General features: G+C 37.1%; 25 protein-coding genes and 2 riboswitches. Of the genes, 18 read left to right on the top strand and 7 right to left on the bottom strand.

Translation table 11 applies throughout. The features are described 5' to 3' along the window. Positions 1–4: 4 nt before the first annotated feature. The 15 genes from tenI to AC0IXC_RS21930 all read left to right on the top strand — a co-directional run bounded on the left by tenI (position 5) and on the right by AC0IXC_RS21930 (position 12808). Entirely contained in the window at positions 5–625 is a 621-nt protein-coding gene (tenI, locus tag AC0IXC_RS22000) for a thiazole tautomerase TenI (RefSeq protein WP_016101785.1), read from the top strand. Continuing rightward, positions 618–1727, top strand: coding sequence for a glycine oxidase ThiO (gene thiO / locus AC0IXC_RS21995; protein ID WP_002140430.1), 1110 nt, complete (start codon positions 618–620; stop codon positions 1725–1727). The genes tenI and thiO overlap by 8 nt, the downstream gene beginning before the upstream one ends. Positions 1728–1742: 15 nt before the next feature. Further along, on the top strand, positions 1743–1946 hold the full coding sequence (gene thiS, locus AC0IXC_RS21990) for a sulfur carrier protein ThiS (RefSeq protein ID WP_001049509.1): 204 nt from the start codon (positions 1743–1745) through the stop codon (positions 1944–1946). Positions 1947–1948: 2 nt separating this feature from the next. After that, entirely contained in the window at positions 1949–2719 is a 771-nt protein-coding gene (thiG, locus tag AC0IXC_RS21985; protein WP_002087526.1) for a thiazole synthase, read from the top strand. Next, the gene (locus AC0IXC_RS21980) at positions 2712–3731 is read left to right on the top strand and encodes a thiazole biosynthesis adenylyltransferase ThiF (RefSeq protein ID WP_193652589.1); all 1020 of its coding nucleotides are present in this window, start codon (positions 2712–2714) and stop codon (positions 3729–3731) included. The genes thiG and AC0IXC_RS21980 overlap by 8 nt, the downstream gene beginning before the upstream one ends. Positions 3732–3746: 15 nt before the next feature. Next, the gene (gene thiD / locus AC0IXC_RS21975; protein WP_033708803.1) at positions 3747–4559 is read left to right on the top strand and encodes a bifunctional hydroxymethylpyrimidine kinase/phosphomethylpyrimidine kinase; all 813 of its coding nucleotides are present in this window, start codon (positions 3747–3749) and stop codon (positions 4557–4559) included. Between the two features lie 85 nt (positions 4560–4644). After that, positions 4645–4792, top strand: a riboswitch (cyclic di-AMP (ydaO/yuaA leader). A gap of 93 nt (positions 4793–4885) precedes the next feature. Next, positions 4886–5272, top strand: coding sequence for a hypothetical protein (locus tag AC0IXC_RS21970; protein ID WP_471653283.1), 387 nt, complete (start codon positions 4886–4888; stop codon positions 5270–5272). Positions 5273–5288: 16 nt separating this feature from the next. Then, positions 5289–5519, top strand: a complete 231-nt coding sequence (locus tag AC0IXC_RS21965; protein ID WP_016101779.1) for a hypothetical protein — start codon at positions 5289–5291, stop codon at positions 5517–5519. A gap of 262 nt (positions 5520–5781) precedes the next feature. Then, positions 5782–5927, top strand: a riboswitch (cyclic di-AMP (ydaO/yuaA leader). Between the two features lie 94 nt (positions 5928–6021). Further along, entirely contained in the window at positions 6022–6126 is a 105-nt protein-coding gene (locus tag AC0IXC_RS21960; protein ID WP_000887888.1) for a SipW-dependent-type signal peptide-containing protein, read from the top strand. After that, on the top strand, positions 6123–6203 hold the full coding sequence (kdpF, locus tag AC0IXC_RS21955) for a K(+)-transporting ATPase subunit F (RefSeq protein ID WP_000973728.1): 81 nt from the start codon (positions 6123–6125) through the stop codon (positions 6201–6203). Before AC0IXC_RS21960 ends, kdpF begins: the two co-directional genes overlap by 4 nt. Before the next feature lie 19 nt (positions 6204–6222). After that, positions 6223–7890, top strand: coding sequence for a potassium-transporting ATPase subunit KdpA (gene kdpA / locus AC0IXC_RS21950; protein ID WP_471653282.1), 1668 nt, complete (start codon positions 6223–6225; stop codon positions 7888–7890). A 13-nt stretch (positions 7891–7903) separates the two neighbouring features. Next, positions 7904–9994 carry a potassium-transporting ATPase subunit KdpB gene (kdpB, locus tag AC0IXC_RS21945; protein WP_471653281.1) on the top strand — a complete coding sequence of 697 codons (2091 nt, stop codon included), beginning with the start codon at positions 7904–7906 and terminating at the stop codon, positions 9992–9994. 17 nt (positions 9995–10011) lie between these two features. Beyond that, on the top strand, positions 10012–10593 hold the full coding sequence (kdpC, locus tag AC0IXC_RS21940; protein WP_002140443.1) for a K(+)-transporting ATPase subunit C: 582 nt from the start codon (positions 10012–10014) through the stop codon (positions 10591–10593). Between the two features lie 56 nt (positions 10594–10649). Further along, positions 10650–11804, top strand: coding sequence for a KdpD-like non-kinase potassium sensor (gene kdpDN / locus AC0IXC_RS21935; protein ID WP_002029873.1), 1155 nt, complete (start codon positions 10650–10652; stop codon positions 11802–11804). Between the two features lie 149 nt (positions 11805–11953). Further along, positions 11954–12808, top strand: coding sequence for a patatin-like phospholipase family protein (locus tag AC0IXC_RS21930; RefSeq protein WP_002029877.1), 855 nt, complete (start codon positions 11954–11956; stop codon positions 12806–12808). Between the two features lie 72 nt (positions 12809–12880). Here the strand turns inward: AC0IXC_RS21930 and AC0IXC_RS21925 are convergent, their stop codons facing one another. After that, positions 12881–14182 carry an NCS2 family permease gene (locus AC0IXC_RS21925; RefSeq protein ID WP_002029878.1) on the bottom strand — a complete coding sequence of 434 codons (1302 nt, stop codon included), beginning with the start codon at positions 14180–14182 and terminating at the stop codon, positions 12881–12883. 224 nt (positions 14183–14406) lie between these two features. Here AC0IXC_RS21925 and AC0IXC_RS21920 point away from each other — a divergent pair, with 224 nt between their 5' ends. From AC0IXC_RS21920 to AC0IXC_RS21910, 3 genes are all read left to right on the top strand, one after another. Beyond that, positions 14407–15273 (top strand): SDR family oxidoreductase, encoded by an 867-nt coding sequence (locus AC0IXC_RS21920; RefSeq protein WP_471653289.1) that lies wholly within the window; start codon positions 14407–14409, stop codon positions 15271–15273. A gap of 221 nt (positions 15274–15494) precedes the next feature. Next, positions 15495–16256, top strand: a complete 762-nt coding sequence (locus AC0IXC_RS21915) for a L,D-transpeptidase (protein WP_326996998.1) — start codon at positions 15495–15497, stop codon at positions 16254–16256. 163 nt (positions 16257–16419) lie between these two features. Then, complete coding sequence (locus AC0IXC_RS21910; protein ID WP_002029881.1) at positions 16420–16671, top strand: hypothetical protein; 252 nt, start codon at positions 16420–16422, stop codon at positions 16669–16671. Positions 16672–16703: 32 nt separating this feature from the next. Here AC0IXC_RS21910 and AC0IXC_RS21905 read toward each other — a convergent pair whose 3' ends face one another. The 6 genes from AC0IXC_RS21905 to AC0IXC_RS21880 form a co-directional block, all read right to left on the bottom strand. Further along, a complete protein-coding gene (locus tag AC0IXC_RS21905; protein WP_002029883.1) occupies positions 16704–16919 on the bottom strand; it encodes a DUF1540 domain-containing protein in 216 nt (71 codons plus the stop codon). Between the two features lie 72 nt (positions 16920–16991). After that, on the bottom strand, positions 16992–17444 hold the full coding sequence (locus tag AC0IXC_RS21900) for a thioredoxin family protein (protein ID WP_002029885.1): 453 nt from the start codon (positions 17442–17444) through the stop codon (positions 16992–16994). Between the two features lie 12 nt (positions 17445–17456). Beyond that, entirely contained in the window at positions 17457–17876 is a 420-nt protein-coding gene (locus tag AC0IXC_RS21895) for a disulfide formation protein C (protein WP_000532269.1), read from the bottom strand. Positions 17877–18041: 165 nt separating this feature from the next. After that, the gene (locus AC0IXC_RS21890) at positions 18042–18290 is read right to left on the bottom strand and encodes a YhdB family protein (RefSeq protein ID WP_001195459.1); all 249 of its coding nucleotides are present in this window, start codon (positions 18288–18290) and stop codon (positions 18042–18044) included. 121 nt (positions 18291–18411) lie between these two features. Further along, positions 18412–18921 (bottom strand): PCYCGC motif-containing (lipo)protein, encoded by a 510-nt coding sequence (locus AC0IXC_RS21885; RefSeq protein ID WP_471653280.1) that lies wholly within the window; start codon positions 18919–18921, stop codon positions 18412–18414. Between the two features lie 45 nt (positions 18922–18966). Further along, a complete protein-coding gene (locus tag AC0IXC_RS21880; RefSeq protein ID WP_471653279.1) occupies positions 18967–20076 on the bottom strand; it encodes a GerAB/ArcD/ProY family transporter in 1110 nt (369 codons plus the stop codon). Positions 20077–20087 lie beyond the last annotated feature (11 nt).

Here is a 20087-nt window from a genome sequence, read left to right as displayed (position 1 = left end):
GAATATGAAAAATGAGCTCCATGTAATCTCAAATGGCCATATGCCATTCGAAGAGTTAGTGAATGTAGCGATGCAAATTGAGAGTGAGATCGATTATTTGCATATTCGTGAGCGTGAGAAAAGTACGAAGGAATTGTATGAAGGTGTGGAAAGTCTTTTGGGGAAAGGCTTTCCAGCATCGAAGATAGTGATAAATGATCGAATTGATATTGCTATTCTATTAAATATTCCGCGTGTTCAGCTAGGATATCGAAGCGCAGATGTAAGGTTAGTAAAAGAAAAGTTTTCTTATTTGCATGTCGGTTATTCAGTACATTCGCTAGATGAGGCGATAGTAGCATTTAAAAATGGAGCAGATTCACTCGTTTATGGTCATGTATTTCCGACAGATTGTAAAAAAGGTGTGCCAGCGAGAGGATTAGAAGAAATTGCTCATATGGCAAGTTGTTTATCCATACCAATAACTGCAATTGGTGGGATTACCCCTGAAAATACAGGTGATGTTCTTGCAAATGGTGTAAGTGGCATTGCTGTTATGTCCGGGATTATAAGCAGTAGTAATCCGTATAGCAAGGCGAAATCTTATAAGGAATCAATAAGAAAGTGGGCGGAAAAACATGTGTAAGAAGTATGATGTAGCGATTATTGGCGGAGGTGTAATTGGTAGTTCAGTTGCACACTTTCTAGCAGAAAGAGGGCATAAAGTAGCGATTGTAGAGAAGCAAAGAATCGCATCTGAAGCTTCGAAAGCAGCTGCTGGTTTGCTCGGTGTTCAGGCAGAATGGGATGCATATGATCCGTTGTTTGAGCTTGCTAGAGAAAGCCGTGCTATATTTCCACAACTTGCAGCAGTTTTACGTGAAAAAACAGGCATCGATATTGGGTATGAAGAAAAGGGCATTTATCGCATCGCTCAAAATGAAGATGAGAAGAAAAGAATTCTTCATATTATGGATTGGCAGCAGAAAACAGGTGAAGATTCCCGATTTCTAACGGGGGACCATTTACGGGAAAAAGAGCCGTTTCTTTCCGAGTCAATTATAGGGGCGGTATATTATCCGAAAGATGGTCAAGTTATTGCACCAGAGCTTACGAAAGCATTCGCACATTCTGCAGCAATTTCCGGTGCTGATATATATGAACAAACAGAAGTGTTTGATATTCGTATTGAAAATAATAAAGTGACTGGAATTGTTACGAGTGAAGGTGTAATCACATGTGAAAAAGTCGTTATCGCTGGAGGCTCATGGAGTACGAAATTACTACATTATTTCCATAGTGATTGGGGCACGTATCCTGTGAAGGGTGAAGTTGTTGCAGTAAGAAGCAAGAAACCGCTCTTGAAAGCTCCTATTTTCCAAGAACGTTTTTATATTACACCGAAACGTGGTGGCCGTTACGTAATTGGGGCAACAATGAAGCCTCATACGTTTAATAAGTCTGTACAACCAGAAAGTATTACTTCCATATTAGAGCGTGCCTACACAATATTGCCTGCCTTAAAAGAAGCAGAATGGGAAAGTACGTGGGCTGGGTTAAGACCGCAGTCTAATCATGAAGCTCCTTATATGGGAGAGCATGAAGAAATAAAAGGTTTATATGCTTGTACGGGCCATTATCGAAACGGCATTTTATTAAGTCCTGTTTCTGGTCAGTATATGGCTGATTTAATAGAAGGAAAGCAGGAGAATCACTTGCTAGATTCATTGCTTTCTAAAACGGTTTAGAAAGGGGATGGAAGTTTGAATTTAAAAATTAATGGTAACCAAATTGAAGTACCAGAGAGTGTGAAAACAGTAGCTGGGCTACTTACACATTTAGAGTTAGATAACAGAATTGTTGTAGTAGAACGTAATAAAGATATTTTACAAAAAGATGATCATAACGATACATCTGTTTTTGATGGGGACCAAATTGAGATTGTAACTTTCGTAGGAGGCGGTTGATTATGTTAAACATTGGACAATTTTCATTTCATTCTAGACTTTTATTAGGAACAGGGAAATTCCCTGATTTTGATGTGCAGCAAAAGGCAATTGATGTTTCTGAGGCTGAGATTTTAACATTCGCAGTACGTCGTATGGATATATTTGATGCGAAGCAGCCTAATTTATTAGAGAAACTTGATGTGAAAAAATATACGTTATTACCGAATACAGCAGGAGCAAAAAATGCTGAAGAAGCTGTTCGTATTGCAAAATTAGCAAAAGCTTCTGGACTTTGTGACATGATAAAAGTAGAAGTTATTGGTGATGATAGAACGTTATTACCTGATCCAGTAGAAACGTTAAAGGCATCTGAAATGTTACTAGAAGAAGGATTTATCGTTCTACCATACACATCTGATGATGTTGTATTAGCTCGTAAATTACAAGAACTTGGTGTACACGCGATTATGCCAGGAGCATCACCGATTGGTTCAGGGCTTGGTATTGTAAATCCATTAAATTTAAGTTTCATTATTGAACAAGCGACAGTACCAGTTATCGTTGACGCAGGTATTGGTAGCCCAGCTGATGCGGCATTTGCGATGGAATTAGGAGCGGATGGTGTGTTATTGAATACTGCAGTATCTGGAGCGAACGATCCTATTAAAATGGCATACGCAATGAAATTAAGTATTGAGGCAGGACGATTAGGGTTTGAAGCAGGTCGTATTGCACGTAAACGTTGTGCAACAGCAAGTAGTCCTTTAGAAGGAATGAGCGTAGTTGAATAATCGATATTCTCGCCAAGAACTATTTTCTCCAATTGGGGAAGAAGGGCAACAAAAGCTAGGAGAAAAGCATGTACTTATTATCGGTGCAGGTGCATTAGGTAGTGCAAATGCAGAGATGTTTGTAAGAGCAGGCGTTGGTCAAGTAACAATTGTTGACCGTGATTATGTCGATTGGAGTAATTTGCAAAGACAACAATTGTATGCAGAGAGTGATGTAGAGAATAATCTTCCGAAGGCTGTAGCGGCAAAAAAACGTCTAGAAGAGGTTAATAGTGAAGTAAGAGTAGAAGCTCTCGTTCAGGATGTAACGGCTGAAGAGTTGGAAGAACTCGTTACAAATGTTGATGTAATCATCGATGCGACTGACAATTTCGAAACACGTTTCATTGTGAATGATATATCGCAAAAATATTCTATTCCATGGGTTTATGGGGCATGTGTAGGGAGTTACGGTCTTTCTTATACTATTATTCCAGGAAAAACGCCATGTTTATCTTGTTTATTACAATCGATTCCACTTGGCGGAGCGACATGTGACACAGCGGGGATTATATCACCTGCTGTATCTCTCGTCGTTTCTCATCAAGTAACGGAAACGCTTAAACTGTTAGTAGAAGATTATGACTCGCTTCGAGATGGGCTTGTGTCATTTGATGTATGGAAAAATGAGTATTCATGTATGAATGTGCAAAAGCTTCGTAAACATAATTGTCTATCGTGTGGTGAGCAAGCACTATATCCGTATTTAAATAAGGAAAACACTTCAAAAACAGCAGTGTTATGCGGGAGAAATACAGTTCAAATTAGACCACCTTATAAAGAGGAAATGGATTTTGAACAATATAAAAGATTGTTGAATGATCGTGTGACTGATTTAAATGTAAATCCATATTTATTATCATTTTCGGTTGAAGAAAAGAGATTAGTTGCTTTTAAAGATGGCCGTGTCCTTGTACATGGAACGAAAGATATAAGCGAAGCGAAAACAATTTATCATCGCTATTTTGGGTAGAAAAGGATGAGTGGAATGAAAGTGAATAAAGCTTTAACGATTGCAGGGTCTGATAGCGGAGGCGGCGCTGGGATTCAGGCGGATTTAAAAACATTCCAAGAGCTTGGTGTGTATGGAATGACGGCTATTACAGCAATTACTGCTCAAAATACGCTTGGCGTTCAAGGGGTGTATCCTGTTTCTTTAGAAGGAATTACGGAACAGCTGCATTCAATTGGCACGGATTTAACGCCAGATGCTGTAAAACTGGGAATGTTATTTAGTAGTGAAATTATTCAAATTGTGGCAGAGCATATTAAGAAATTTGGCTGGAATAATATTGTGCTAGATCCTGTTATGATTGCTAAAGGTGGTGCGTCATTATTACAACAAGAAGCAGTACAAGCATTAAAAGAATATTTATTGCCAGTAGCAACGGTTGTCACACCGAATGTTCCGGAAGCAGAAGTGTTAACTGGAATGGAGATTCAAAATATAGAAGATAGTAAGGAAGCTGCAAAAGTATTGCATGAATTAGGAGCTAAATATGTGCTTATGAAGGGCGGACATGCAGAATATCAAGGTAATGAAGTAATTGATTTACTCTTTGATGGTGAGCAGTTTATTGAATTTAGAAGTGAACGAATTCCTTCGAAGCAAACGCACGGAAGTGGGTGTACATTTGCTTCAGCGGTTACAGCAGGACTTGCGAAAGGCTACTTGATGGAAGAGGCAGTTCAAGAAGCAAAACGATTTATTAGTATAGCAATTGAAGAGCCATTGAATATTGGAAGTGGTCATGGGCCGACGAATCATTTTGCATATAAATTGAATAAGACGCATGTATAAAGATACGAGAAGCCAGTTTGTTAACTGGCTTTTTTTGTGTTTACTTTTTCAAAATACAGGAGTAATATATCAGCCAGAATACATTTTTTGTAATACGCTGAGTCCAAATGTATGGAGCGGAGGAACCAATTTGTGCGTCGTCACTAGGGGTGAATCTTTCAATGTTGAAAGTAGGGCTACTCTCAAAGTCCGAATCCGACAGCTAACTTCGTAAGCGTCTTGAGAGAGGACGGTGCCATGATGGATACATCACTTCATCGGTCTGATTAGTATAGGAGAATATCAATCTATGTTTGAGTTCTTTTATGCTAAGGAGGATGAGGTACATGGAACTAACACTTATTTGTGTTGGAGAAAAAAACAAGGTAAAGAGTTTAAGAGAGCTAGTAGCATTTCAGCATGAGTTAATTATTTTTACAGCCAATGAAGAGATAGCGGATGAAGTTAGAGAGTATGGGTTTGAATCAGCTTATAGCTGTAATAAGGAGAAGGATTTTACTAGTATTTGCACACGTATTAAGAAGGTGATTTTACTAGGGGATGAGCTTCCGATAGTTAGTTTCTTCACAGAACACATTCGTTTTTCTTTTCAAGCGCCTATTACTGTTGTTACAAAGAATAAACGCTATCCGGCCAGGCTCTATGAAACAATTGGAGCTAAATTTGTAGTGTTTACGAACCGTGATAATATTTCTTTTTTATTTTTTGAATAGGGCGGGGGAAATGAAGATGAAAGTGTTGTTACTAGGAGATATAGCGAATCGTTGGGCGATATCGGTAGAGAGAGTTCACGAATTGGTAGTGCTCGATCCTCTTTTTCCAGGTCCATATATTATATTACCATCAAAAGATGTTTTGTATTTAGAGGCGGATATTACCGAATATGAGCAGTTACATGCGGAATTATCACAAGTTTATATTCGAGGGAGAAATTTGCGTGCTTTTTTGCGTGGAGAATAAAGGTTGAATGAAAAAAGAGCGAATGCTGAGTGCAACAAGCTATGCACTTCATGTAATTCGCTCTTTTTATTTCGTATTTAAAAGATCATTTCTGTGAAAAAGAAAGGAAAGACGAGAAAACAGATGAAAAAATATTAATAACAACTAATGTAAACGCTTAAATAGATGGATATTTTCTTATTTTCAGTAATTTACCCCTTTACAAGTTAAATTTAGAGGAGTATATTTACTCTCATAAATCATTCATAAAATTTCCAAAAAAAACCTAAAATCGCTGAGTTCCAGAAATGGAGCGGGGGAACCAATTTTGTGCATTGTCACTTGGGGTGAATCTTTCAATTTTGAAAGTAGGGCTACTCTTTAGGCCCGAATCCGACAGCTAACCTCGTAAGCGTTTAGAGAGGAGGTTTACTTTGTGTTGTTCGTTTCGAACACTAAGTAGAGCTTAGTGTTCTTTTTTTGATAACTAGATGGTAAATTTTAACAAAAGCGAGGGGTAGTTATGTTAGATGTTGTAATGATCGGTATTTTTGTTGGGTTAGTCGCATCGATGGCAAGTCTTGCAAGTTGGTCAGATAAAGTTGTGAAAGAAGGGAAGCAATCATGATGATTGTCTTATCGGTTATTGTTGCAGCGATTACGGTGTACTTAGTGTACGCATTATTAAATCCAGAAAAGTTTTAATTAGGGGGAATCATTCATTATGATTTGGGTTGCAGTCGTTATTACAATGCTCTTGTTTATTCTAGTAGCAAAGCCAACGGGGATTTATTTAGAAAAAGCTTTTCAAGGTAGCAAAACGCTAGATAAAGTATTCGGGCCTTTTGAAAAACTTATTTTTAAAATTACGGGTGTAAAAGAATACAATCAAACGTGGAAACAGTACGCATTATCACTCGTTTTACTAAACGGATTTATGATTGTTGTTGTATATTTCATTTTCAGATTACAAGGTGTGCTGCCGCTAAATCCAGCGCATATCGAGGGAATGGAGCCTACGCTTGCTTTTAATACAGCAATTAGTTTTATGGCTGATACAAATTTACAGCATTATAGCGGTGAAAATGGTTTGTCTTATTTATCACAATTAATCGGGATTACATTTTTAATGTTTGCAGCACCAGCAACGACGTTAGCGCTCGTTATGGCATTTATAAGAGGACTCGCTGGAAAAGAACTTGGTAACTTTTTCGTTGATTTTACGAGAGCTTTAACGAGAGTATTTCTTCCTATTGCGTTTGTTGCAGCGCTAATCTTTGTCGCACTTGGTGTACCACAAACGTTAGACGGGGCAGTTACAGCACAAACAATCGATGGGGCAAAGCAAAGTATATTACGTGGGCCTGTTGCATCATTCGTGTCCATTAAGGAACTCGGAAATAACGGCGGTGGATTTTTCGGAGCAAACTCTACACATCCCTTCGAAAATCCAGGGCAAATGAGTAATATTTTGCAAATGATGCTTATGATGTTATTGCCAACAGCACTTCCATTTACGTACGGACGAATGGTAGGAAATAAAAAACAAGGTCGTATCCTTTTCGTTTCACTATTCATGGTATTTTTACTAGGATTTATAACGATTACTACATCTGAATTACATGGGAATCCAGCGTTAAATGGAATGGGTATCGAACATGTACAAGGAAGTACAGAAGGAAAAGAAGTCCGATTTGGAACAGTATTTTCTTCCCTTTATGCGACAGTAACGACAGCTGCGGAAACGGGGGCCGTTAATACGATGCATGATACGTTAACACCAGTTGGTGGTCTAGTTCCACTCGTAAATATGATGTTAAATACAGTATACGGCGGTGTTGGAGCAGGTTTTGTGAACATTATTATGTATACAATTATTGCAGTCTTTATATCTGGTTTAATGGTTGGACGGACACCGGAGTTTTTAGGTAAGAAAATTGAAGGTAAGGAAATGAAATTGATTGCGGTAACGATTTTATTTCATCCATTGCTTATTTTAGGGTTTTCAGCATTAGCTCTTTCAACAAGCTTAGGAACGGATGCAATTTCTCATTCAGGTTTCCACGGTTTAACGCAAGTTGTATATGAGTACACATCGTCAGCTGCGAATAACGGATCTGGATTTGAAGGTTTAGCAGACAATACACCGTTTTGGAATATTACGACTGGTTTAGTTATGTTTTTAGGACGCTATTTCAGTTTAATTACGATGCTAGCTGTTGCAGCTTCACTGAAAGAGAAGACGGTAGTACCAGAAACAGTCGGGACATTCCGTACGGATAATGGTTTATTTGGAGGGATCTTTATCGGAACAATTGTAATTGTTGGTGCGTTAACATTCTTCCCGATGTTAGTACTTGGCCCAATTGCAGAATTTCTTACATTGAAGTAATGGAGGGTAAATGATGAGACCGGTAGTAGTAAAAGAAAAAAGAGTAAATGAATCACAAATACATGCTGTAGAAGATGAGGTTAGACAAGCAAAAACGATGGATCGTGATATCGTGACACATGCAATGAAACAATCCTTTGCGAAATTGAATCCGAAAGTAATGATAAAGAATCCGATTATGTTCGTTGTGGAAATTGGATTTATCATTACGTTAATTTTATCCTTTCTTCCAAGTAGTTCTAGTAGTGTACCAGGGTGGTTTAATATAACAGTTTCTCTCATTCTATTATTTACAGTTTTATTTGCTAACTTTGCAGAAGCTTTAGCTGAAGGGCGTGGTAAAGCGCAAGCCGATTCTTTAAAACAATCGAAGAAAGATGTGTTTGCAAATGTTGTAAAAGAAAATGGAGATATTGTTCAAGTTTCAGCAACTGATCTGAGAAAAGGTGACGTTGTTATTGTAAAACAAGGAGAAATGATTCCAAATGATGGTGAAGTGATTAAAGGTTTAGCGTCTGTCGATGAATCTGCAATTACAGGGGAATCAGCTCCTGTAATAAAAGAGGCGGGTGGCGATTTTTGTTCAGTGACAGGCGGTACGATGGTCGTAAGTGATGAGATTACGATTGTAATTACGAGTAATCCTGGCGAATCATTTATTGATAAAATGATTTCTTTAGTAGAAGGAGCTGCGCGTCAAAAAACGCCGAATGAAATTGCCTTAAATACAGTATTAACGAGTTTAACTCTAATTTTCTTAATCGTCGTTGTGACGTTGCCGATTTTTACAAACTATTTAGGGTTTCAAATTGATACAGCTGTACTTGTAGCATTGTTAGTTTGTTTAATTCCAACGACAATTGGTGGGTTATTATCAGCAATTGGTATTGCTGGGATGGACCGCGTAACAAAGTTTAATGTATTAGCGATGTCAGGGAAAGCAGTAGAAGCTGCGGGTGATATTAATACAATTATTTTAGATAAAACAGGTACGATTACTTTCGGGAACCGGATGGCACATACACTGCTACCAGTAGGAAATGAAACGATTGAGCAAGTAGGAAAATGGGCTGCGATTAGCTCACTTTTAGATGAAACACCAGAAGGTCGATCTGTTATAGAATATGTACAAACGAAATCTATATCATATAATAGAGAAATTGCAGAACAAGGTGAATTTGTTCCATTTAAAGCAGAAACAAGAATGAGCGGTGTTGATTTACAGGATGGAACGAAAGTGAGAAAAGGTGCTGTCGGTGCCGTTATTGAATGGGTTCAATCACAAGGCGGAACGATTCCGAAAGATGTGAATCAAAAAGCAGATTTAATTTCAAAAGAAGGCGGAACACCACTTTTAGTTGCAGTGGATGATCGTATTTACGGTTTAATTTATTTAAAGGATACAGTAAAACCTGGTATGCGTGAGCGTTTTGAACAATTGCGCCAAATGGGGATTAAAACGGTTATGTGTACAGGGGATAACCCATTAACAGCAGCAACAATTGCAAAAGAAGCAGGGGTAGATGAATTCGTTGCTGAGTGTAAACCAGAAGATAAAATTGCAGTTATTAAAGCAGAGCAAGATAAAGGGAAACTTGTAGCGATGACAGGTGATGGTACAAATGATGCTCCGGCATTAGCACAGGCTGACGTTGGATTAGCAATGAATAGTGGGACAACAGCTGCGAAAGAAGCAGCAAATATGATTGATTTAGATTCGAATCCAACGAAAATTATTGAGGTTGTAGGAATCGGTAAGCAATTGTTAATGACACGTGGTGCGTTAACGACGTTTAGTATTGCGAACGATATTGCAAAATACTTTGCAATCATTCCAGCAATGTTTACACTTGCGATTCCGCAAATGGAAGCATTAAACATTATGAAATTAACATCACCGCTTTCAGCAATCTTATCAGCATTAATATTTAATGCGGTTATTATTCCGTTACTTATTCCGCTAGCGATGAAAGGTATCGCATATAAACCGATGAGTTCTAATGCATTGCTTAGCAGAAACTTACTCATTTATGGGCTTGGCGGAGTGATCGTTCCATTCATTGGAATTAAAGTAATTGATATGATTGTCGGCTTGTTCATATAAGGAAGAGGGGAAAAAAGATGGCGGAAAAACAAAGTATACTTTCACCAATTATTCGTATTACTTTTACGTTCTTAGTCTTGTGCGGCCTTGTATACCCGCTTATTGTAACTGGTATTGCTCAAGCGGTAATGAAGGATAATGCGGATGGAAGTCTTATATATAATGAAAAGGATGAAGTAGTTGGTTCAAAACTAATCGGTCAAAATTTCACAGATCCACGTTATTTTCATGGACGTGTCTCTAGTATAGAATATAAAGCAGAAGCATCTGGCTCAAATAACTATGCACCGTCTAATCCAGATTTAGCAAAACGAGTTGAGAAAAGTATTGAAGACTGGAAGAAACAAAACCGGGCCGTTCCAGTTACAGAAGTACCGATAGATTTAGTGACGAATTCGGGTTCAGGGCTTGATCCTGACATTAGTCCAAAAGCGGCTTCTGTGCAGGTAGATCGCATCTCGAAATTAACGAATATTCCGAAAGAAAAGCTGAATCAACTGATTAAGGATCAAACGGAAGGTGCTGCACTCGGCTTGTTTGGAGAAGATCGCGTGAACGTCTTAAAGTTAAATTTAGAATTACAGAAATTAATGAAATAGTAACAGTGCTACCTCAATCTAACGGATTGAGGTAGCGTTGTTTCGAAAGAAAGGTTGTGAGTGTTTTGTATGCGGATGACTATAAACCGACGTTTCAAAGGCGAACACCAGAAGAGTATTTAGAATACATTCGTCAGCAAAATCGCGGAAAGTTAAAGCTATACGTAGGGGCTGCACCTGGAGTTGGGAAAAGTTATAAAATGCTATTTGATGCAAGAGAGATGAAAAAAGACGGTATTGATATTGTAGTTGGTTTAATTGAAACACACGGTAGAAAAGAGACGGAAGAAGCAATTGCTGATTTAGAAAAAGTTCCTTTAAAAGAAATAGATTATAAAGGGAAAGTATTTTATGAACTTGATGTAGAAGGAATTATAAAGCGGGCACCACAAATTGTTGTTGTGGATGAACTTGCGCATAGTAATATTCCCGGGTCGAAAAATAAGAAACGTTACATGGATGTGCAGGAATTGTTAGATGCCGGTATATCTGTATTATCAGCGTTTAATATTCAACATTTAGAAAGCGTTCATGATATTGTAGCTCAAATTACGAATGTCAAAGTACGAGAGCGTATTCCAGACTTTATTTTACAAAAAGCAAATGAAATTCAGCTTGTTGATGCAACACCTGAGGTACTCCGGAAGAGATTAATAGATGGAAAGATATATAAGGAAGAAAAAATAGAGCAAAGCTTACAAAACTTCTTTACGATAAATAATTTAGGGGCATTAAGAGAGTTATCACTTCGAGAAGTTGCAGATGATATGGATGAGAAAATTAGCCAAACAGTAATAGAACCGATCGGTGTGAAAGAAAAAATTCTCGTTTGTGTACAATACAGTTCAACAGCAGAGAAATTAATACGGAGAGGTTGGCGCATGGCTGATCGGCTAAATGCTGAATTGTATGTGTTAAACGTTGAAAGAGAAAATATAGATTCTATTTCAGCAGGCAAAAAGCAGACGATTGAAGAATGGAAATCGCTAACGAATCAATTTGATGCGAGCTTTGTATTAGAAGAAGCAAAGGGAAGAAAGCCCGCTGATGTTATTATTGAAGTTGCAAAAAGACTACAGGTGACACAAGTTTTACTCGGGCAATCGGCGAGAACACGGTGGGAAGAAATACGAAAAGGTTCTATTGTAAATGAAATTATGAGACAAACGAAGTATATTGATATTCATATCGTTGCTGATCAAAGAGCTTAAAATAGAGACCGGGTTGTTGAGGAGTCTCTATTTTTCTTTTTTTCAAGCCTTTTGAATATAATTTCTGAAAGAACTCATATATAATAGAAAAAGATACTTAACATAGTGAATAATTAAAGAGTCAATGTATATAAAGAGGAGAGAATAACATGCTTGAAAATACGGGGTTAGTATTAGAAGGCGGCGGTATGCGTGGTGTATATACGGGCGGGATATTAGAATATTTTATGGAACAAGATTTATATTTTCCATATGTAATTGGTGTATCAGCTGGTGCTTGTCATGCAGCGTCGTATCTTTCCAGACAAAGAAATAGAAATAAAACAGTAAATATTGATTACGCATCACATCCGCAGTATTTATCGTATAAAAACTTGTGGAAAAAACGTCAGCTATTTGATATGGAATTCATTTTTCATGAAATTCCAGAAAAGCATGTACCGTTTGATTTTGAAACATACTTTAATAGTCCAGAGCGTTTCCTTGTAGGAACAACTGATTGTGAAACAGGACAGTCTGTTTATTTTGAAAAAGAGGGAACGAATGATGATGCACTAAATTTATTGCAAGCATCTAGTTCATTACCTTTCATTGCACCGGCAGTAAACTACCGAGGTAAGCAATTGTTAGATGGCGGGATTTCAGATCCGATTCCAGTTCGTAAAGCACAGGAAGATGGATTTAAAAAATCAGTCGTTATTTTGACGAGAAATCATGGTTACGCGAAGAAAAAATCAAAATTTGGTTGGATTGCAGCAAAGGCTTATAAGAAGTATCCAAACCTTGTAAATACGATGCTAAATCGTTATGAAGTGTATAATGAAACACTTCACTACATTGAAAAAGAAGAGCAAGCGGGTAATTTATTTGTTATTCGCCCAGAAGTGCCGCTTCAAGTAGATCGTATGGAAAAGGATACGGCTAAATTACAAAGTTTATATGAGCAAGGCTATGAAGATGCAAAGAGACAATTTGCAGATTTGCAGACGTTTTTGCAAAAATAATAATTAGGCTGTGGAGAAGGAGTTCTCTGCAGCCTTTTTTATTTATGAAAAAATCCCTCTTTATGAGGGATTTTAATGTGGTAAGAAAACTAATTGATAAGCGAACAAAATCCCGAATAAATACACAAGTGGGTGAACAGCACGGAATTGTCCTTTTGCCACTTTCATAAGTGGGTATGAAATAAATCCAAGTGCAATACCTGTTGAGATACTTGATGTAAGTGGCATGCTTAAGATTACTAAAAATGCTGGGAATGCTTCATCGAATGTATCCCAATCGATGTGGCGAACTGAGCCCATCATAAGACTACCAACGATAATTAGTGATGGTGCTGTAATAGCTGAAACGCCAGAAACAGCGCTCACTAACGGTCCGAAGAATGCTGCTAATGCAAATAGAACAGCTACTGTAACAGTTGTTAAACCAGTACGACCACCAGCTGCAACACCAGCAGATGATTCAATGTAAGCTGTTGATGGTGTTGTTCCGAACATAGCTCCAATTGTTGCTGAGAATGAGTCAGATAGAAGAGCTCGTCCTGCTTTTGGAAGCTTTCCATCTTTCATAAATCCACCTTGTTGTGCAACGCCAAGTAGTGTACCTGTTGTATCAAATAGTGTAACAAGGAAGAATGAGAACACAACGCCGTATAATCCGTAGTTAATTACATCAGATACAGCAGTAATTGGATTTGAAACGATAATTCCTTCTGGTAATCCAGGCATCGATGTAACGCCGCTTGAGAATGTTAATTGACCTGTGAAGTAAGCGATAATACCAGTTAATAACATTCCGATAAATAGTGCCCCGTTTATATTTAAAGACATAAGGATAATTGTAATTCCAAGGCCAGCTAATGCTAGTAGAACTGGAGCAGAGTGAAGATCGCCAAGCCCAACTAAGTTTGCATCATTTTTTGTAACAATTCCCGTTAAGCGCAAACCGATAAAAGCAATAAAAAGACCGATACCAGCAGTAAGTGCATGTTTTAAGTTCTCAGGAATTACTTCCATTAATTTCGTACGGAAAGATGTGAATGATAACAAAATTAAAATCATACCTGCTACGAATACAGCAGAGAATGCAATTGCGAAAGTCATGCCTTCATGGGCTTTTACAACAGAATAAGAGAAGTAAGCATTTAATCCCATACCTGGTGCAATTGCGATTGGTAAATTAGTAAAGATCGCCATAAATAATGTTCCGACAACAGCAGCGATAATTGTAGCTGTAAATGCTTGTTCAAACGGAACACCTGCATCCCCAAGGATGACAGGGTTTACGACAATGATATATGCCATTGTTAAAAAGGTAATAATACCTGCCATAATTTCAGTTTTAATAGAAGTTTTATGTTTTGAAAGGTTAAACATATAAACATCCTTTCTTTTTACGAATAATTTTCACAACAGTTATATATAATATTCGTTTTTTAACTATTTTGCAATAGTTTTGCATAAAAACTTTAGAACAACTTATATTTTATGTCGTAAATTCGAATATTAATCGTAAAACTGTGTGTGAATTGCGGTTCTTTAATGTGTAAGTAGTTTTTTTTATTGTGCGCATTATAAGGGGAAAGGAGTTGAAGGAAGTTATGCCGCAGCAAAAAAACTTTTTAACAATGCCAGCACAACATCAAAATAAACAACCTGGTATTGAATCGTTAATGAATCCTCTTCCAAAGTTTGAAGATCCTAATTATAAAGGAAGTGAAAAGTTAAAAGGAAAGAATGTATTAATTACAGGAGGAGATAGCGGGATTGGAAAAGCTGTTTCCATCGCTTTTGCAAAAGAGGGAGCAAATATTGCGATTGCTTATTTAGATGAGGACGAAGATGCAACTGAGACGAAACAACTTGTGGAAAAAGAAGGCGTGAATTGTGTATTATTGCCGGGAGATTTGAGTAATGAACAACATTGTAAAGAGATTGTAGAAGAGACCGCCCAGCAGCTAGGGGGACTAAATGTTCTTGTGAATAACGTCGCACAGCAATATCCGCAGCAAGGACTAGAGTATATTACAGCGGAACAGCTAGAAAAAACGTTCCGTATTAATATTTTTTCTTATTTTCATGTTACAAAAGCAGCCCTCTCTCATTTAAAGCAAGGGGATGTAATTATAAACACGGCATCTATCGTTGCGTATGAAGGAAATGAAACGTTGATCGACTATTCTGCAACGAAAGGAGCGATTGTCGCTTTTACAAGATCGCTCTCTCAGTCGTTAGTACAAAAGGGAATTCGTGTAAATGGTGTTGCACCAGGCCCAATTTGGACACCGCTTATTCCATCCAGTTTTGATGAGAAAAAAGTATCACAGTTTGGGAGTAATGTTCCTATGCAAAGGCCTGGTCAGCCGTATGAATTAGCGCCTGCATATGTATATTTAGCGTCTAGTGATTCGGCATATGTGACGGGACAGATGATGCATGTAAATGGTGGAGTAATTGTGAATGGATAGTTTTCATTTATAAGAGCAAAGTAAAGTTAATTGTATTTATCCCGCTATTTGCGGGCAGTAAGACCCCTACCTAACAATTCGGTGAATACAAGGAAGTTAGGTGGGAGATAAATGTCCGTAAATGCTCGATTGGTGAAGGCTAATTCTCAGTGGGGATGGACAAAATCCCACGACGAGTAAAGTTTCACTTTATTATGATGTTAGTGCTAGGGAGGATTTAGATGAAGAAAGTATGGTTTATCGTAATCCTATTTTTCTGCCTGCCAGCTAGCGTTTTTGCTAATACAGATCATTTAATATTAGTTAACCTTACGACGAATCAGCTGTCTTTTTTTGAAGATGGAAACTATACTAAGACATTTCCGATAACGACAGGAAAAGACAGGACCCCGACGCCTGAGGGTAATTTTTGTATTATAACTAAATATAAAAATAAAGAATACCATCGTAAAAAAATAGCTGGGGGTGCTCCGAATAACCCTCTCGGTACGAGGTGGTTAGGTCTAGATAAAAAGGAATATGCAATTCATGGGACAAATCGGGAATGGACGATTGGAAGCAGGGAGTCGAATGGTTGTATTCGCATGCACGATCGGGACATACAATGGTTATACGACCGGGTACAATTACAGACGAAAGTAATTATTTCTCGTTTTCATACGAGTCCCGAATATGAAGCGTATAAGCTTGGTTATCGGGTTGTGAGTTGGAATGGTCGTAAAGTAGAAGAAGAACAAATTGGAATGCTTACGTTAGTAGATCGCGCCGATATATATTGGCAAGAACCAAATGGACAATTGACGAAAGTAAAAACGGTATTGCCAAATGAAAAATATACAGTGTATTCAAAACGAAAAGATGGAACCTATTATATAGGAAACAATTTGTATATTGTAGATGAAACAGGAGAAAAAATTCGTTATGAGCAATTACCTTATTCGATTTTAAGTAACATATATAAAAGGAAATATAATGTTCCATAATAGCTACCGTGTATAGGCGGTAGCTTATTTGTGATGAAGTTTAGTTGGTTTTAATGATTTCATACCAATCGCGCGCCTGTAAATAGTGAGATAAAAAAATTGAAACAGCAACTATTATGTTTTGCTGAATATAATACAGTACAGACTGGGGGGCGGTCACATTATGAAAAGTGAATTTGCATTTAAAATTTTCTTAATCACGACTTGTTTATTTATCGTGTATTTATATGCGTTACTCGTCTTCTCCTTTTATGTTCCATATATTGATTTAATATTGTTCGTTGGATTTATTTGGGCATTTGTTAAAGCGAGGGAAGGGGAGAAGAGTGTATATCGGCGCATTACTTTATGCGGGACGGTCCTTCTCGTTATTTTGTACTTTTTTATGATGCATGATGTTTGGAGAGGAATGTAAAAAAGCATACGACTAATCGTATGCTTTTACGTTTAATATTTCGGTTTAAATGTATGACAACACGTTTCTACACTCGTTGTTACAGAACTTTCAAGCGTCTCGTTTGTTAAAGTAGCGTTTGTATATGAACTGTTTTCAATTTGACCTGCCTCTTGTGCATCAGGTTGAACAACGATTGCACTTGCTTGACAAAGGTTACCTTGTCCCCAAAATGAGCAATTGGAAACAGAGCATTTCACTTCTGGCATAAAACCCCCTCCTCATACATTAGTGTGGGATTTTACGCCCATTTCATGTATAGAAGGAGTTTCCTTTTCTTATTATTTTTTCGTTTGCTCAAGCCACTCTTTTAATTTGTCCTCCGGTTGTTCGCCGCTAATACGGCTCACTTCTTTACCATCTTTAAAATGAATGATTGTTGGAGTTCCTTTAATTTTATATTCATCCCAAGGAGCATCTAATTTTTCAATATCCATAACTTTCATATCAACATTCAAGTCTTTAGCCATTGGTACTACGATAGGAGATAATTTTTGGCAATGAACGCAAGATGTTTGATAAAAGTATACTGTTTCTTCTTTTTTCTCTTTTAAATTCTTTTGGAGATCTGAAAGAGAGATTTTATTTGTGTAGTAGTCAGAACCATCTGTTTGACTAGTAGCATTATCAATTTTTTGGCTTGTTGAAGCATTTTTTTCTTCCATTTGTGTTACAGCGAAAATTGCTGCAAACAAGGCGATAATAATACCGCCAAATATAAGCATTTTTTTCATTCTTTCATCTCCTTATTTGTTTTTAATTACGATGAAGCTACAAACAGCGATTGTGATAAAGCCGATAAGTGCTAAAAACGGGATTGTCACAAAGCCGAACCAGTTTATGTATTCTCCCGTACAAGGTACGCGGCCGCAAGCTGCCCCAGCAGCTGAAAATGCTGCGATTTTTTGAATTGCATAGTGATATAAAGAAATACAAGCACCAATACTTGCGATTGGTAAAGAATAACTTGCAATGCGATAGTCTTTCTTTACTACAGCGATACCGAGCCATAAAACAAATGGATACATAAAAATACGTTGATACCAACAAAGGACACAAGGCTCAAATTTCATAATTTCGGAAAAGTATAGACTTCCTAATGTAGCAATAAACGAAGCTCCCCATGCAGTAAGTAAAGCATATTCTTGCTTTTTTTCTCGTCCCATATTTTATACCTCACTTATAATAGTTACATACTAAATTATAGTATGAAGTAGTAGGGAAAAGAAAGAAAAAATATGTTTATCAATAAAAGTTTTATAAGGAGAAACTTTTATTGATATAAACATTTTAAAAAAGCGCTATTCTCATAAAGAGAATAGCGCTATATTTTACATTTGAATTTGCTCTACTTCTTCTACATGTGACTTTTGGGATGCGTGGTCAATATATTGAAATAGGAGCTGCAATTGTTTATCAACTTCTGGTAGTTCTTTACTGTATTGATAAGCGTGTAAAAAATGCTCAATACGCTTAGAAAATAATTGATCGTTCGTTTGAACCATGAGAACGAGTAATTTATCCCAATTACAGCAATACGTGTAATAGAGAGCTTTATCATAGTCGTTATATGTTTGCACTGTGTACCCTCCTTACCGAGGAGTTATATATAGTGTGTGACAAGTAAGGAGAAATACACTTGAAAGAATTTGTTAAGAAAAAAGGTGAATGAAAAGAGAAAAACGAGGGATTTCCTCGTTTTTATGCTTTTGGCATTGGCGTAGGTGTTGGCTTGCCATACCCTTCTTTGTATTTATTGTCGATATAGTTACGAATTTCGAGCGTTGATTTTCCTTTTTGTTTCATGGAAGCCGATTCAACCGCGATTTCTAGGCAGTTGACACAAGTTGTTGCGTGGGAATTCCAAACAACTTCACCATTCTTTTTAATTTCACGAATAAAGCAGTTTTTATTGTTTTTATGTCCTACACTCTCACCGCAACCGCAGTAACATGGAATCCAATCTAATAGCTCTGCATTTTGTCCAGCGACAGTGTAGATATCTTTCATTTGCGGATCAAGCTTGTCTAGGAAGGTAGGGAGTGTGTCGACTCCTTTTGTCTTTTCTTGAATATCAGCTTGCTGAGTATGTGATGCGTGGTCATGCTCTTCTTTTGATTCAGAAGATTTTTTTTCATTTGTACCAGTACTCCCGCATCCAGCAAGAATTAAGCTTAGTACTACAAGTAAAGAAAATACATACTTTTTCATTCGCTTGTCCCCTTTACAAATGTATTAACCAAATTGTATCAAATATCATGGTGTGTCGGGTGAAGATTTTTTCGACTGATTTTTGAAGCGCCATCGTAGTGAATGGAATAGAAATAAAATTGGTACATAAGCGTAGACAATATACAGACCAGCTTGAGATAGTATTGTATTTAATGTATTGATACTCTCACGCTTTGTGAAAAATAAGGATGAAATAAATATAGCTGCAATAAAAAATGGAAGTGTAATTTTAAATGGTACGTGAAAAGACCTTTTACTAATGCAACAAGAAGACCAAATTGTTAAACAAAGATTAGGTAAAATAATAAGATACCACATGAAAATAATGATGTACTCAAACCTTTGGATAAAAGGAATCTTTATGATTTTTAGCATTGTTAATGTTGGCCAAATTGTATGATGTAGTTGTCCTTGGCTATAGTACATAAGGGAAACGATGGCTAGTATTACGTATAGAATTGTTGTAAAAGCAATGCCACCGTGCGCCCATTTATTTAATGATTTTTCTTTTTTTATAAATGGATAAAAAACAAGAATTGCTTCAAATCCAAGAAATTCTAATGCAGATGATTTCGCTGCAGTTAGAATTTCTAAAGGTGAATGAGTTAGAATTGGGAGAATGTTACGGACATGCGCGTATTTCATTGGGAAAACTAAGAAAAATATGACGAAAATCGGTATTATGACGCCCCAAAAACACATTCCTGTTACAGAGCGAAAACCACCTTTAATTACGTAGTAAGTCACAAGTAAAAATAATAAAGTTAATTTCCACGGTTTAATTGTAGGGAAGACCCAAACTTGAATGACTTCAATATATGTACGAAGGACAGTAAGGCAAAATAATAGAAGGTATGCAGCAAAGCATACGGAAAGAAGGGTACCAAGCCACTTTCCGAAACATGTCATATGAATATTCATTAAATCATTATCTTTTTCTAACATTTTAAGCATGCAAAATAGCACGATATGAGTTGCAATGCCCGCAACAATAAGAGAAATCCAAGAATCATAACCGGCGTATTGCGCAATAATCCTTTGGTATCCTAACACACCTACTCCAATTTGAAGGGAGTGTAATAGAAGAAATGTGAAATAAGGGGAAACAGTATGTGTTTTATCTTGTCCAGCCATTACAGCACCTC

It is taken from the genome of Bacillus sp. AC266 (genome assembly GCF_979253805.1).
The sequence above is the reverse complement of the archived record's forward strand: the minus strand, read 5'-3'. Positions and strand labels throughout refer to the sequence as shown.

Coding starts and splice junctions, on each gene's coding strand:
- tenI (WP_016101785.1), top strand. CDS start 5: ATGAAAAATGAGCTCCATGTAATCTCAAATGGCCATATGCCATTCGAA.
- thiO (WP_002140430.1), top strand. CDS start 618: ATGTGTAAGAAGTATGATGTAGCGATTATTGGCGGAGGTGTAATTGGT.
- thiG (WP_002087526.1), top strand. CDS start 1,949: ATGTTAAACATTGGACAATTTTCATTTCATTCTAGACTTTTATTAGGA.
- thiD (WP_033708803.1), top strand. CDS start 3,747: ATGAAAGTGAATAAAGCTTTAACGATTGCAGGGTCTGATAGCGGAGGC.
- AC0IXC_RS21970 (WP_471653283.1), top strand. CDS start 4,886: ATGGAACTAACACTTATTTGTGTTGGAGAAAAAAACAAGGTAAAGAGT.
- AC0IXC_RS21965 (WP_016101779.1), top strand. CDS start 5,289: ATGAAAGTGTTGTTACTAGGAGATATAGCGAATCGTTGGGCGATATCG.
- AC0IXC_RS21960 (WP_000887888.1), top strand. CDS start 6,022: ATGTTAGATGTTGTAATGATCGGTATTTTTGTTGGGTTAGTCGCATCG.
- kdpF (WP_000973728.1), top strand. CDS start 6,123: ATGATGATTGTCTTATCGGTTATTGTTGCAGCGATTACGGTGTACTTA.
- kdpA (WP_471653282.1), top strand. CDS start 6,223: ATGATTTGGGTTGCAGTCGTTATTACAATGCTCTTGTTTATTCTAGTA.
- kdpB (WP_471653281.1), top strand. CDS start 7,904: ATGAGACCGGTAGTAGTAAAAGAAAAAAGAGTAAATGAATCACAAATA.
- kdpC (WP_002140443.1), top strand. CDS start 10,012: ATGGCGGAAAAACAAAGTATACTTTCACCAATTATTCGTATTACTTTT.
- AC0IXC_RS21930 (WP_002029877.1), top strand. CDS start 11,954: ATGCTTGAAAATACGGGGTTAGTATTAGAAGGCGGCGGTATGCGTGGT.
- AC0IXC_RS21925 (WP_002029878.1), bottom strand. CDS start 14,182: ATGTTTAACCTTTCAAAACATAAAACTTCTATTAAAACTGAAATTATG.
- AC0IXC_RS21920 (WP_471653289.1), top strand. CDS start 14,407: ATGCCGCAGCAAAAAAACTTTTTAACAATGCCAGCACAACATCAAAAT.
- AC0IXC_RS21915 (WP_326996998.1), top strand. CDS start 15,495: ATGAAGAAAGTATGGTTTATCGTAATCCTATTTTTCTGCCTGCCAGCT.
- AC0IXC_RS21910 (WP_002029881.1), top strand. CDS start 16,420: ATGAAAAGTGAATTTGCATTTAAAATTTTCTTAATCACGACTTGTTTA.
- AC0IXC_RS21905 (WP_002029883.1), bottom strand. CDS start 16,919: ATGCCAGAAGTGAAATGCTCTGTTTCCAATTGCTCATTTTGGGGACAA.
- AC0IXC_RS21900 (WP_002029885.1), bottom strand. CDS start 17,444: ATGAAAAAAATGCTTATATTTGGCGGTATTATTATCGCCTTGTTTGCA.
- AC0IXC_RS21895 (WP_000532269.1), bottom strand. CDS start 17,876: ATGGGACGAGAAAAAAAGCAAGAATATGCTTTACTTACTGCATGGGGA.
- AC0IXC_RS21885 (WP_471653280.1), bottom strand. CDS start 18,921: ATGAAAAAGTATGTATTTTCTTTACTTGTAGTACTAAGCTTAATTCTT.
- AC0IXC_RS21880 (WP_471653279.1), bottom strand. CDS start 20,076: ATGGCTGGACAAGATAAAACACATACTGTTTCCCCTTATTTCACATTT.